The 13,367-nt window shown below is 67.7% G+C and carries 13 protein-coding genes; 12 read left to right on the top strand and 1 reads right to left on the bottom strand.

Annotated features, from left to right (window positions below; genetic code table 11):
• The 9 genes from nuoI to R0232_RS23160 are packed head-to-tail and all read left to right on the top strand — an operon-like array spanning nt 1 to nt 8,028.
• A complete protein-coding gene (gene nuoI / locus R0232_RS23200; protein ID WP_208513593.1) occupies nt 1-519 on the top strand; it encodes an NADH-quinone oxidoreductase subunit NuoI in 519 nt (172 codons plus the stop codon).
• A gap of 34 nt (nt 520-553) precedes the next feature.
• Entirely contained in the window at nt 554-1,213 is a 660-nt protein-coding gene (locus R0232_RS23195; RefSeq protein ID WP_093339360.1) for an NADH-quinone oxidoreductase subunit J, read from the top strand.
• A complete protein-coding gene (gene nuoK, locus R0232_RS23190) occupies nt 1,210-1,518 on the top strand; it encodes an NADH-quinone oxidoreductase subunit NuoK (RefSeq protein WP_093339357.1) in 309 nt (102 codons plus the stop codon). Before R0232_RS23195 ends, nuoK begins: the two co-directional genes overlap by 4 nt.
• 18 nt (nt 1,519-1,536) lie before the next feature.
• A complete protein-coding gene (gene nuoL, locus R0232_RS23185) occupies nt 1,537-3,576 on the top strand; it encodes an NADH-quinone oxidoreductase subunit L (RefSeq protein WP_093339355.1) in 2,040 nt (679 codons plus the stop codon).
• 27 nt (nt 3,577-3,603) lie between these two features.
• A complete protein-coding gene (locus tag R0232_RS23180; RefSeq protein ID WP_093339352.1) occupies nt 3,604-5,082 on the top strand; it encodes an NADH-quinone oxidoreductase subunit M in 1,479 nt (492 codons plus the stop codon).
• Between the two features lie 24 nt (nt 5,083-5,106).
• Nucleotides 5,107-6,594: an NADH-quinone oxidoreductase subunit NuoN gene (nuoN, locus tag R0232_RS23175; protein WP_093339349.1), complete on the top strand. Its 1,488-nt coding sequence runs from the start codon at nt 5,107-5,109 to the stop codon at nt 6,592-6,594.
• Between the two features lie 27 nt (nt 6,595-6,621).
• Complete coding sequence (locus R0232_RS23170; protein WP_093339347.1) at nt 6,622-6,924, top strand: DUF2818 family protein; 303 nt, start codon at nt 6,622-6,624, stop codon at nt 6,922-6,924.
• 31 nt (nt 6,925-6,955) lie between these two features.
• Nucleotides 6,956-7,555: an NUDIX domain-containing protein gene (locus R0232_RS23165; RefSeq protein ID WP_296775859.1), complete on the top strand. Its 600-nt coding sequence runs from the start codon at nt 6,956-6,958 to the stop codon at nt 7,553-7,555.
• An 8-nt stretch (nt 7,556-7,563) separates the two neighbouring features.
• The gene (locus R0232_RS23160; protein ID WP_093339342.1) at nt 7,564-8,028 is read left to right on the top strand and encodes a DUF1178 family protein; all 465 of its coding nucleotides are present in this window, start codon (nt 7,564-7,566) and stop codon (nt 8,026-8,028) included.
• Nucleotides 8,029-8,078: 50 nt separating this feature from the next.
• Here the strand turns inward: R0232_RS23160 and R0232_RS23155 are convergent, their stop codons facing one another.
• Nucleotides 8,079-9,866: an ABC transporter transmembrane domain-containing protein gene (locus R0232_RS23155; RefSeq protein ID WP_093339340.1), complete on the bottom strand. Its 1,788-nt coding sequence runs from the start codon at nt 9,864-9,866 to the stop codon at nt 8,079-8,081.
• An 82-nt stretch (nt 9,867-9,948) separates the two neighbouring features.
• Here R0232_RS23155 and R0232_RS23150 point away from each other — a divergent pair, with 82 nt between their 5' ends.
• The 3 genes from R0232_RS23150 to R0232_RS23140 are packed head-to-tail and all read left to right on the top strand — an operon-like array spanning nt 9,949 to nt 13,350.
• Nucleotides 9,949-10,485 (top strand): MarR family winged helix-turn-helix transcriptional regulator, encoded by a 537-nt coding sequence (locus tag R0232_RS23150; protein WP_093339337.1) that lies wholly within the window; start codon nt 9,949-9,951, stop codon nt 10,483-10,485.
• A complete protein-coding gene (locus R0232_RS23145; protein ID WP_431509547.1) occupies nt 10,478-11,980 on the top strand; it encodes an efflux transporter outer membrane subunit in 1,503 nt (500 codons plus the stop codon). The genes R0232_RS23150 and R0232_RS23145 overlap by 8 nt, the downstream gene beginning before the upstream one ends.
• Nucleotides 11,981-12,009: 29 nt before the next feature.
• Nucleotides 12,010-13,350 carry an efflux RND transporter periplasmic adaptor subunit gene (locus R0232_RS23140; RefSeq protein WP_093339332.1) on the top strand — a complete coding sequence of 447 codons (1,341 nt, stop codon included), beginning with the start codon at nt 12,010-12,012 and terminating at the stop codon, nt 13,348-13,350.
• Nucleotides 13,351-13,367: the final 17 nt, after the last annotated feature.

Raw genomic sequence — 13,367 nt, 5'->3', positions numbered from 1 at the left:
ATGTCTGCGCACACCGCAACCCCGTCCGCGCCGTTCTCGCTCAAGGACTTCCTCGGCAGCTTCATGCTGTTCGAGCTGTTCAAGGGCCTGGCCATCACGGGCAAGTACGCCTTCAGCCGCAAGATCACGGTGCAGTTCCCCGAAGAGAAGACGCCGCTGTCGCCGCGCTTCCGCGGCCTGCATGCGCTGCGCCGCTACGAGAACGGCGAGGAACGCTGCATTGCCTGCAAGCTCTGCGAGGCCGTGTGCCCGGCGCTCGCGATCACCATCGAATCCGATGTGCGCGACGACGGCTCGCGCCGCACCACGCGCTACGACATCGACCTGACCAAGTGCATCTTCTGCGGCTTCTGCGAAGAGAGCTGCCCGGTCGACTCGATCGTGGAGACCCACATCTTCGAATACCACGGCGAAAAGCGCGGCGACCTGTACTTCACCAAGGACATGCTGCTGGCCGTGGGCGACCGTTACGAAAAAGAAATCGCGGCGAACAAGGCGGCTGACGCCAAGTACCGCTGACCCGGCCTGGCCTGAACCCTACGAATTCGAACTCATGGACGTCAAGACCGGTCTGTTCTATCTGTTTGCCGCGGTGCTGCTGTTCGCATCGTTCCGCGTCATCACCGCCCGCAACCCCGTGTACGCGGCGCTGTACCTCGTGCTGGCCTTCTTCCAGGCTTCGGCCATCTGGCTGCTGCTGCGCGCCGAGTTCCTCGCGATCTCGCTCGTGCTGGTCTACGTGGGCGCGGTGATGGTGCTGTTCCTGTTCGTCGTGATGATGCTCGACATCAACGTCGACAGCCTGCGGCAGGGCTTCTGGAAGCACTTCCCGCTGGCCGCGGCCGTCGGCGCGCTGATCGCGCTCGAAATGGCGGCCGTGCTGATGGGCGGCTTCCGCCTCGGCGAGGCACCGCGCGCGGTGGCGGCGGCCAACAGCTCCAACACGCTCGAGCTGGGCAAGCTGCTGTACTCCGAATACCTCTATCCGCTGGAAATCGCGGCCGTCATCCTGCTGGTGGCCATCATCGCCGCCATCGCGCTGACCCTGCGCACCCGCAAGGACAGCAAGTACGTCGACCCGGCCGACCAGGTGCGCGTGAAGGCGCGCGACCGCGTGCGCGTGGTGCAGATGCCGGTCACCCGCGCGGCGGAGCCCGTGGTGGAAGCCCCGGCCGAAGCGGCCGCGACGGCAGCAAAGGAGAACAAGGCATGACGCTCACCCTCGGACACTTCCTCTCGCTGGGCGCGATGCTGTTCGCGCTGTCGGTGATCGGCATCTTCCTGAACCGCAAGAACCTGATCGTGCTGCTGATGGCCATCGAGCTGATGCTGCTCGCGGTCAACATGAACTTCGTCGCCTTCTCGCACTTCCTGGGCGACATGCACGGACAGATCTTCGTGTTCTTCATCCTGACGGTGGCCGCGGCCGAGTCGGCCATCGGCCTCGCGCTGCTGGTGCTGCTGTTCCGCAACAAGTCGAGCATCAACGTCGACGAACTCAACTCGCTCAAGGGCTGATCCAAGGCTGACACCAGAATGAGCGCAACCCTTTCTGCATCCACGCTGCTGGCCGTTCCGATGGCCCCCCTGGTCGGGGCGGTCCTGGCCGGCATCTTCGGCACCAAGTTCGGCGGCAACCACATCGGCCGCAAGATCACGCACTCGCTGACCATCCTCGGCGTGTTCGTGGCCTTCGTCATCTCGGCACTGACGCTCAAGTCGGTCATCGTCGACGGCGCCCGCTTCAACCAGACCCTCTACGAATGGATGGTCGTCGGCGGCCTCAAGATGGAAGTCGGCTTCATGGTCGACGGCCTCACCGCGATGATGATGTGCGTCGTGACCTTCGTGTCGCTGATGGTCCACATCTACACCATCGGCTACATGGAAGAGGACGAGGGCTACAACCGCTTCTTCTCGTACATCTCGCTGTTCACCTTCTCCATGCTGATGCTCGTCATGAGCAACAACATGCTGCAGCTGTTCTTCGGCTGGGAAGCGGTGGGCCTGGTGTCGTACCTGCTGATCGGCTTCTGGTTCAACAAGCCGACCGCGATCTTCGCCAACATGAAGGCCTTCCTGGTCAACCGCGTGGGCGACTTCGGCTTCATCCTCGGCATCGGCCTGATCGCGGCCTACGCAGGCACGCTCAACTACACCGAAGCCTTCGCCAAGGCCGGCACGCTCGGCGGCATCACCTTCCCGGGCACCGACTGGATGCTGATCACCGTGATCTGCATCTGCCTGTTCATCGGCGCGATGGGCAAGAGCGCGCAGTTCCCGCTGCACGTGTGGCTGCCCGACTCGATGGAAGGCCCGACCCCGATCTCGGCGCTGATCCACGCGGCGACCATGGTGACGGCCGGCATCTTCATGGTGGCGCGCATGTCGCCGCTGTTCGAGCTGAGCGACACGGCCCTGAGCTTCATCCTCGTGATCGGCGCCATCACCGCGCTGTTCATGGGCTTCCTCGGCATCATCCAGAACGACATCAAGCGCGTGGTGGCGTACTCCACGCTCTCGCAGCTGGGCTACATGACGGTGGCGCTCGGTGCCTCGGCCTACTCGGTCGCGGTGTTCCACCTGATGACCCACGCCTTCTTCAAGGCGCTGCTGTTCCTCGGTGCCGGCTCGGTGATCATCGGCATGCACCACAACCAGGACATCCGCTGGATGGGCGGCGTGCGCAAGTACATGCCGATCACCTGGATCACCTCGCTGCTGGGCTCGCTGGCGCTGATCGGCACGCCGCTGTTCTCGGGCTTCTACTCGAAGGACAGCATCATCGAGGCGGTGAAGGAAAGCCACCTGTGGGGCGCGAACTTCGCCTACTACGCGGTGCTGATCGGCGTGTTCGTCACGGCCTTCTATTCGTTCCGCATGTACTTCCTGGTCTTCCACGGCAAGGAACGCTACGACCAGAACCCCGATGCGCACCACGACGACCATCACGCGCACGACGACCACGGCCATGGCCACGGTCACGACGACCACAAGCCGCACGAATCGCCCTGGGTGGTGTGGCTGCCGCTGGTGCTGCTCGCGATCCCCTCGGTGGTCATCGGCTACCTGACGATCCACCCGATGCTCTACGGCGAGTTCTTCAAGGACGCGATCTTCGTCGACGCCACGAAGCACCACGCCATGAAGGAGCTCGAAGAGGCCTTCCACGGTGCCGGCGCGATGGCCATCCACGGCCTGCAGACCATGCCGTTCTGGCTCGCGCTCGCGGGCGTGGCGCTGTCCTACTACATGTACATGGTCAACCCGGCGCTGCCGGCCGCGATCAAGCGCGCCTTCGGCCCCGTGTACCGCCTGCTCGAGAACAAGTACTACCTCGACTGGATCAACGAGAACATCATCGCGCGCGGCGCTCGCGCCCTGGGCATGGGCCTGTGGAAGGGCGGCGATCAGGCACTGATCGACGGCGCGGTCGTCAATGGCTCGTGGAAGCTGGTGGGCCGCATCTCTGGCGTGGTCCGCTGGCTGCAGTCGGGCTACATCTACCACTACGCCTTCGCGATGCTGCTCGGGATCTTCGTCCTGATGACGTACTTCGTCTGGTTCAAACGCTAAGCCGCAAAGCGCTGGAGTAAAAGAAAAATGGGTTTGTTGAGCCTTGCCATCTGGGTGCCGATCGCATTCGGTGCCGTGCTGCTGGCGTTCGGTCGTGACGAGCACGCCAAGGGCGTGCGCTGGGTGGCGCTCGTCGGGTCGATCGTGAGCTTCCTGGTCACGCTGCCGCTGATTTCGCGGTTCCAGAACGGCAGCGCCGCGATGCAGTTCGTGGAGAAGGCGCCCTGGATCGAGCGCTTCAACATCAACTACAACCTGGGCGTCGACGGCCTGTCGGTGTGGTTCGTGCTGCTGACCGCCTTCATCACCATCATCGTGGTGATCTCGGCCTGGGAAGTGATCACCGAGCGCGTCAACCAGTACATGGGCGCGTTCCTGATCCTGTCGGGCCTGATGATCGGCGTGTTCTCGGCCATCGACGGCCTGCTGTTCTACGTCTTCTTCGAAGCCACGCTGATCCCGATGTACCTGATCATCGGCATCTGGGGCGGCCCGAACAAGATCTACGCGGCCTTCAAGTTCTTCCTCTACACACTGCTCGGCTCGCTCTTGATGCTGGTGGCGCTGATCTACCTGTACAACACCTCGGGCGGCAGCTTCGACATCCTGACCTGGCACAAGCTGCCGCTGAGCGGCCACGCCCAGACGCTGTTGTTCTTCGCCTTCTTCGCGGCCTTCGCGGTCAAGGTGCCGATGTGGCCGGTCCACACCTGGCTGCCCGACGTGCACGTCGAGGCCCCGACCGGCGGTTCCGCCGTGCTGGCCGCGATCATGCTGAAGCTCGGCGCCTACGGCTTCCTGCGCTTCTCGATGCCGATCGCGCCCGACGCCGCGCACGAATGGGCCTGGCTCATGATCGCGCTGTCGCTGATCGCCGTGATCTACGTCGGCCTGGTCGCGATGGTGCAGCAGGACATGAAGAAGCTCGTGGCCTATTCGTCGGTCGCCCACATGGGCTTCGTGACGCTCGGCTTCTTCATCTTCAACGAACTGGGCGTGTCCGGCGGCATCGTGCAGATGATCGCCCACGGCTTCGTGTCGGGCGCCATGTTCCTCGGCATCGGCGTGCTCTACGACCGCGTGCATTCGCGCCAGATCGCCGACTACGGCGGCGTGGTCAACACCATGCCCAAGTTCGCCGCCTTCATGCTGCTGTTCGCGATGGCCAACTGCGGCCTGCCGGGCACCGCCGGTTTCGTCGGCGAGTGGATGGTGATCCTGGGCGCGGTCAAGGCCAACTTCTGGATCGGCCTGGCTTCGGCCACCGCGCTGATCTTCGGCGCCGCCTACACGCTGTGGATGTACAAGCGCGTCTACCTCGGCCCGGTCGGCAACGACCACGTGAAGGAACTCAGCGACATCAATGCGCGCGAGTTCGTGATGCTGGCGCTGCTGGCGATCGCGGTGCTGTGGATGGGCCTGTTCCCCAAGCCCTTCACCGACGTGATGGACGCCTCCGTGACCCAGCTGCTGCGTCATGTCGCGGTGTCGAAGATCCCCTCCTGATGGCTGGCTGAAGAAGAGAACGAGATGATTGACAAACTCAGCTGGGTCACGATCTACCCTGAAATCGTGTTGCTGGTCATGGCCTGCATCATCGCGCTGGTCGACCTGTCGGACACCAGCGCGCGCCGCACCCGCACCTACGTCCTGACCTTGATCACGCTGGCCGTGGTGGCCGCGATGACCGGCATGGCCGCGAGCGGCGGCAAGACCATCTACGGCTTCGGCAACATGGTCGTGAGCGACCCGATGGGCAACTGGCTCAAGTGCTTCGCCTCGCTGGCGCTGATGGTCACGCTGGTCTACGGCCGTCCCTACGCGGCCGACCGCGACATGCTGCGCGGCGGCGAGATGTTCACGCTGGGCATGTTCGCGCTGCTGGGCATGTTCGTGATGATGTCGGGCAGCAACTTCCTGCTGATCTACCTGGGCCTCGAACTGCTGACGCTCTCGAGCTACGCGCTGGTGGCGCTGCGCCGCGACAACGCGGTCGCCAGCGAAGCCGCCATGAAGTACTTCGTGCTCGGCGCCATGGCCAGCGGCTTCCTGCTCTACGGCCTGTCGATGATGTACGGCGCCACCGGTTCGCTCGACGTGAACGAGGTGTTCAAGGCCATCGCGAGCGGCAAGGTCAACCACCAGGTGCTGGTGTTCGGCCTGGTGTTCATCGTGGCCGGCCTGGCGTTCAAGGTCGGTGCCGCCCCGTTCCACATGTGGGTGCCCGACGTCTACCAGGGCGCGCCCACGGCGATCACGCTGATGATCGGCGCCGCGCCCGAGCTCGCGGCCTTCGCGATCATCATCCGCCTGCTGGTCGAAGGCCTGCTGCCGCTGGCGATCGACTGGCAGCAGATGCTCGCGCTGCTGGCCATCGCCTCGCTGCTGGTCGGCAACCTGGCCGCCATCGCGCAGACCAACCTCAAGCGCATGCTGGCCTACTCGACCATCTCGCAGATGGGCTTCGTGCTGCTCGGCCTGGTGGCGGGCGTGGTCAACGGCAACACCTACAACGCCCAGTTCGCCTACAGCGCCTCGATGTTCTACATCGTGACCTACGTGCTCACGACGCTGGCGAGCTTCGGCACCATCCTGCTGTTGGCGCGCGAAGGCTTCGAGAGCGAGGAGATCACCGACCTGGCCGGCCTCAACCAGCGCAGCCCGCTGTATGCCGGCGTGATGGCGATCACCATGTTCTCGCTCGCGGGCATTCCGCCGCTGGTCGGTTTCTACGCCAAGCTGGCGGTGCTGCAGGCGCTGATCGCCTCGGGCCAGGCCCTCTACATCGGCCTGGCCGTGTTCGCGGTGCTGATGTCGCTGGTGGGCGCCTTCTACTACCTGCGCGTGGTCAAGGTCATGTACTTCGACGCACCGGTCACGGCCAGCACCGTGTCGGCGCCGCGCGACGTGCGCACCGTGCTGACGATCAACGGCGCGCTGATCCTGATCCTCGGCATCGTGCCGGGCGGCCTGATGACGCTGTGCGCCAAGGCCATCGTCGCCACGCTGGCGAACTGACGCGCCGCGCGCCAGGGCCCGCACAAGGTGTCGCAGACGGCTTCGGTCTGGGTGGTGTTGCTGCTGGCCCTGCTGGCGGCCAACCTGCCGTTCCTCAACGACCGGCTGTTCGGCGCCGTGGCGATCGGCGTGCGCAAGACGCTGGCCATGCGCTTCGGCGAGCTGGTGGTGCTGTACTTCCTGGCCGGCGGCATCGGCCTGCTGTTCGAACGCAGGGCAGGGCAGATCGCCACGCAGGGCTGGGAGTTCTATGCGGTGACCGGCGCGCTGTTCATCGTGCTGGCCTTCCCGGGCTTCACCTGGCGCTACCTGATGAAGCACCGGCACTGAGCGCGCCACCCACCCGACCACGGAGCGGACCATGACATCCAGCATCCCCGCAGACGCGCACCTGCGTGAAGAACTCACCTCGCGCGAATCGCTCGCCAAGGGCAACTTCCTCGAAGTCCGCCGCGACACCGTGAAGCTGCCCGACGGCCACAGCGCCACGCGCGAGTACGTCGTGCATCCGGGCGCCGTGGTGGTGATTCCGCTGCTCGACGATGGCCGCGTGGTGCTCGAGCGCCAGTTCCGCTATCCGGTGGGCCGGGTGATGATCGAGTTTCCCGCGGGCAAGCTCGACGCGGGCGAGGATCCGCTGGTCTGCGGCCAGCGCGAACTGCTCGAGGAAACCGGCTACCGCGCGCGCGAATGGGCGCGTGCCGGCGCGATGCACCTGGCGGTGGGCTATTCGACCGAGATCATCCACATCTACTTCGCGCGCGGCCTCTCGCTCGGCGAGCGCCAGCTCGACCACGGCGAGTTCCTCGACGTGTTCACCGCCACGCCCGAAGAGCTTCTGGGCTGGTGCCGCGACGGCTCGGTCACCGACGCCAAGACCCTGGCCTGCGCGCTGTGGCTGCAGAACACGGGCTCGGGCGCATGGGCCCTCGACTGGCAGGGCGACTCGGCCCGGGGATAATCGCGCGCATGAAGGTCCTCGATCTCCAATGCGCGCACGGCCACGGCTTCGAAGGCTGGTTCGGGTCCAATGAGGACTTCGAGAGCCAGCTCGCGCGCGGACTGGTCGAGTGCCCGGTCTGCGCCGACACCGCGATCGTCAAGCTGCTGAGCGCGCCGCGCCTGAACCTCGGCAACGCAAAGGCGCCCGAGGCCGAGCGCTCGAACCCGGCGGCCGCATCGGCGCCCGCCCACCTGCCGGCCGAGATGTCGCCCGAGGCGCGCTGGATGCGTGCCGTGCGCGAGGTGCTGGCCAAGACCGAGGACGTCGGCGACCGCTTCGCCGACGAGGCCCGCCGCATGCACTATGGCGAGACCAAGGAGCGCGGCATCCGCGGCCAGGCCACGCCCGAGCAGACCGAGGCGCTGCTCGACGAGGGGATCGCGGTGATGCCGCTGCCGATCCCGGCGGGGCTCAAGGAAACCCTGCAATAAAAAAGGAGAGCCCTGGCTCTCCTTTTTGCTTTCCGGGACCCGGGTCCGCTTCAGCTCGTGAATTGCAGCGCCGCCAGCCGCGCATAGACGCCGCCCTGCGCCACCAGCGCCGCATGCGTGCCCTGCTCGACGATGCCGCCGTGGTCTAGCACCACGATGCGGTCGGCCTTCTGCACGGTGGCCAGCCGGTGCGCGATCACCACCGTCGTGCGGCCTTCCATCGCCGACTCGAGCGCGGCCTGCACCATGCGTTCGCTCTCGGCGTCGAGCGCGCTCGTGGCTTCGTCGAGCAGCAGCAGCGGCGGGTTCTTGAGCATCGCGCGCGCGATCGCGATGCGCTGGCGCTGGCCACCCGACAGCCGCACGCCGCGTTCGCCGAGGAAGGTGTCGTAACCCTGCGGCAGTGCCTGCAGGAAGTCGTGCGCGAAGGCGGCGCGCGCGGCGGCATGCACCTCCTCGACGCTGGCCTCGGGCCGGCCGTAGCGGATGTTCTCGAGCGCGCTGGCCGAGAAGATCACCGCGTCCTGCGGCACCAGGCCGATGCGCGTGCGCAGGTCGTGCAGCGCCAGCGAAGCCAGCGGCGCGTCGTCGAGCAGCAGCTGGCCCGACTGCGGGTCGTAATAGCGCAGCAGCAGCTGGAACACCGTGCTCTTGCCCGCGCCGCTCGAGCCGACCAGCGCCACCGTCTCGCCCGGTGTCACGGCCAGCGAGAAGTCGCGCAGCGCCGGCGTGCCGGGTCGCGAGGGGTAGTGGAAGGTGATCCTGTCGAACACGATCGCGCTGCCCGCGGCGGGCACGGGCGAGCGCACCGGCGCGGCGGGCGAGACGATGGCCGCGGGCGCATGCAGCAGCTCCATCAGGCGCTCGGTGGCGCCGGCGGCGCGCAGCAGGTCGCCGTAGACCTCGCCGAGCACCGCGGTGGCGCTCGCGAGGATCGCCACGTAGACCACGGTCTGGCCCAGGTGGCCGGCCGTGATGTCGCCGCGCAGCACCGCCTGCGTGCCCTGGTACAGGCCCCACAGCAGCGCCGCCGAGGTCGCGATGATGATGAAGGCGACCAGCACCGAGCGCGCCTTGGTGCGGCGCACGGCGGTGCGGAACGCGCTCTCGGTCGAGCCCTCGAAGCGGCCGGCCTCGCGGTCCTCGGCGGTGTAGCTCTGCACCACGGGGATCGCGTTCAGCACCTCGGCCGCGATCGCGCTCGAGTCGGCCACGCGGTCCTGGCTGGCGCGCGACAGCCGGCGCACGCGGCGGCCGAACCACATGCTCGGCAGCACCACCACGACCAGCAGGCCGAGCACCTGCACCATCACGTAGGGATTGGTCCAGATCAGCATCGCGAGCGCGCCCACGCCCATCACCGCGTTGCGCAGGCCCATGCTCAGCGAGGAGCCGACCACCGTCTGCACCAGCGTCGTGTCGGCCGTCAGGCGCGACAGCACCTCGCCGGTCTGGGTGGTCTCGAAGAACACCGGGCTCTGGCGCAGCACCCGGCTGTAGACCGCGTTGCGCAGGTCGGCCGTGACGCGCTCGCCGAGCCAGCTCACCGTGTAGAAGCGCGCCGCCGAGAACAGCCCGAGCGCGACCGCGACCGCGAACAGGGCGCCGAAGTGCTCGCGCAGCGCCATGGTCTGGGCGCCCTTGTCGGGGTTGACCAGGCCGCCGTCGATCAGGCTGCGCAGGGCCAGGGGGAACACCAGCGTCGTGACCGCCGCCATGACCAGGAAGACGGCGGCCAGCGTGATCTGCACACGGTAGGGACGAAGAAAAGGGCCCAGTCCCGACAGCGATCGGGGCGAGCCCTTGGCCGTGGAGGCCGGCGAGGGGGAGGATGCCATGGGCCGCGATTCTAGCGAGAGAACCTTTGCCTTCACAAAGGTCGCCTTGACAATAATTGCCATGGCAGCTAATATTCGGGCCATGAACGATGCCACTGCTCCCGATGACGCTCCGGTTGCACCGGACGAGGTGCGTCGTGCGCCCGATTTCTACCGGGCGGAGTCGTATTCGACCGAGGAAAGCATCGGCTACCTGATGCGCCGGATCGTCACGACGGTGGCGCAGTCGGTGGAAACCCGCATGTGCGAGCCCGGCAGCCCGACCTATCCGCAGTGGGTGCCGCTCTACAAGCTGCACATCGGCGCGGCCACCACGGTGGCCGAACTGGCGCGCGCCTGCGAGCTCGACACCGGCGCCATGACGCGCCTGCTCGACCGGCTCGAGGCCAAGGGCCTGTGCCGGCGCGTGCGTTCGCTCGAAGACCGGCGCGTGGTCAACATCGAGCTCACCGACGAAGGCCGCGCGGCCGCCAAGGAAGTGCCCCACGTCCTGAGCCGCGTGCAGAACGAATTGCTGGCGGACTTCACCGCCGATGAATGGGGGCAGCTCAAGTCCTACTTGCGCCGCATCCTCGACAACGCACAGGCCCTCGCGGCCCGTGGAGGAAAAAATGACTGATTCATTCGCCGTGCGTGCCCTGCGCCGCACCCCCGTCGTCGCCGCCGCGCTGCTGGTGGTCGCGCTGGCCGGCTGTGCCGACATGGCCGGCATCGGCGGCCATGCCAAGCTGCGCGATGCCGGCTCGCTGGGCATCGCCTCGGCCGACAAGGCCGCCGCTCCCGCCCTCGACAGCCAATGGTGGTTGGCCTTCGGCGACGCGCAGCTCAACGGCCTGGTCGACCAGGCCGTGGCCGGCAACCCCAACCTGCAGGTCGCGCAGGCCCGCCTCGCGCGCGCGCAGGCCAACGCCGGCGTCGCGGGCGCGGCGCTCAAGCCCCAGGTCGGGCTCGACTTCGACGCCACGCGCCAGAAGTTCAACACCAACTACATCTATCCCGAGCCGCTGGGCGGCTCGATCCAGAACGTCGGCCTGCTGCAGCTCGGCGCGAGCTGGGAGCTCGACTTCTTCGGCAAGAACCGCACCGCGCTCGACGCCGCGATCGGCGCCGCCAATGCAGCCGCCGCCGATGCCGACGCGGCCCGCGTGCTGCTCGCGAGCAACGTGGCGCGCAGCTACTTCCAATGGGCGCGCCTCAACGACCAGCTCGCGGTGGCGCAGCGCACGCTTGCGCAGCGCGACGAAACCCTGAAGCTGGTGCGCGACCGCGTGTCGGCCGGCCTCGACACCCGGCTCGAACTGCGCCAGAGCGAAGGCGGCCTGCCCGAGGCGCGCCAGCAGATCGAGGCGCTCAACGAGCAGGTCGCGATCGCCAAGCATGCGCTCGACGCGCTCGTGGGCCAGCCCGGCGCGAGCGATGCGCTCAAGCCGCCGCTGATCGCGGGCGTCAAGCCGATCGGCCTGCAGGCCTCCATCCCGGCCGACCTGCTGGGCCGCCGCGCCGACATCGCGGCCGCGCGCTGGCGCGTCGAGGCCGCCACCAGCGACGTGGCCAATGCCAAGACCCTGTTCTATCCCAACGTCAACCTCACGGCCTTCGTCGGCTTCCAGAGCCTGGGCTTCGGCAAGCTGCTGAAGTCGGGCAGCGAGCAATGGGGCGTGGGCCCGGCGATCCACCTGCCGATCTTCGAGGGCGGCCAGCTGCGCGCCAACCTGCGCGGCAAGTCGGCCGACCTCGATGCCGCGGTCGAAAGCTACAACGCCACCGTGATCGACGCCGTGCGCGACGCCGCCGACCAGGTCACCAGCATCCAGTCGATCGCGCGCCAGCAGGCCGAACAGCGCGCCGCGCAGACGGCCGCCGAGGGCGCCTACGACATCGCCGTGCAGCGCTACCGCGCGGGCCTCGGCAACTACCTCAACGTGCTGACCGCCGAGACCTCGGTGCTGGCGCAGCGCCGGCTCGCCGTCGACCTCGCCGCGCGCGCGCTCGACACCCAGGTCGCGCTGGCGCGGGCGCTCGGCGGCGGCTGGCAGCCCCCGTCGAACACCGCGAGCGCCGCTTCCGGCGCCACCACCACGGCATCCGCGACCCCGTCGGCCGCGACCCACTGAATCTCTCTTTCGAATCCGGAAAGACCATCATGAGCGACAACAACACACAGACCACCGCTGCTCCTTCCTCCGCCGCGGTCCCCGAAGCAGGCAACGGCAAGCGCCGCCGCGCACTCACCGCGCTCACCGCCGCGGTGGTCGTGGTCGGCGGCGGCTGGGGCCTCTACGAATGGCTGGTGGCCAGCCACTACGAGGACACCGACAACGCCTACGTGCAGGGCAACGTGATCCAGATCACGCCGCAGATCGGCGGCACCGTGATGGCGATCAACGCCGACGACACCGACTACGTGAAGGCCGGCCAGCCGCTGGTGCAGCTCGACCCGGCCGATGCCAAGGTCGCGCTCGAACAGGCCGAGGCCGCGCTCGCGCAGACCGTGCGCCAGACCCGCACGCTGTACGCCAACAACGGCTCGCTGGCCGCGCAGGTCACGCTGCGCCAGAGCGACATCGTCAAGGCGCAGAGCGACATCGCCAAGGCCCAGGACGACCTGCAGCGCCGCCGCGCGCTGTCGGGCAACGGCGCGGTGTCGAAGGAAGAACTCAACCACGCCGAGACCACGCTCGCCAACGCGAAGAGCGCGCTGGCCGCGGCGCAGGCCGGCGTGATCGCCGCGCGCGAGCAGCTCGCCAGCAACCAGTCGCTGACCGAGGGCACCAGCGTGGCCGAGCACCCGAGCGTGCTGGCCGCCGCCGCCAAGGTGCGCGAGGCCTATCTCGCCACGCAGCGCGTCGCCATGCCCGCGCCGGTCGACGGCTACGTCGCCAAGCGCACCGTGCAGCTCGGCCAGCGCGTCGCGGCCGGCACGCCGATGATGTCGATCGTGCCGCTCAACCAGCTGTGGGTCGACGCCAACTTCAAGGAAGTGCAGCTGCGCAACATCCGCATCGACCAGCCGGTGAAGCTCACCGCCGACGTCTACGGCAAGAAGGTCGAGTACACGGGCAAGGTCGCCGGCCTCGGCGTGGGCACCGGCAGCGCGTTCGCGCTGCTGCCCGCGCAGAACGCCACCGGCAACTGGATCAAGGTGGTGCAGCGCGTGCCGGTGCGCATCGCGCTCGATGCCGAGCAGCTCAAGGCCAACCCGCTGCGCATCGGCCTGTCGATGGACGTCGAGGTCGACATCACGCAGAAGGCCGGCAAGATGCTGGCCGACGCGCCGCGCGCCGCCGCGCTCACGCAGACGCAGGTCTACAGCCAGCTCGACCGTGGCGCCGACGCCGAGGTCGACCGCATCGTGGCCGCCAACCTCGGCAACAGCGCGACCGCCAAGGCGGTGCACGTGCCCTCGGTGCCCGCCAACCGCGCCGCGCCCGCGATCTCGCCGGCCTCGGCCGCGCAGATCCCCGCACAAGGCCAGCCCGGTTGATCGCCACGGCGCTTTCG

The sequence above is a fragment of the Variovorax sp. DAIF25 genome, assembly GCF_050711835.1.
Classification (GTDB): Bacteria; Pseudomonadota; Gammaproteobacteria; order Burkholderiales; family Burkholderiaceae_C; genus Variovorax.
Note: the sequence above shows the minus strand (reverse complement) of the source record. Positions and strands in the feature narration are given on the sequence as shown.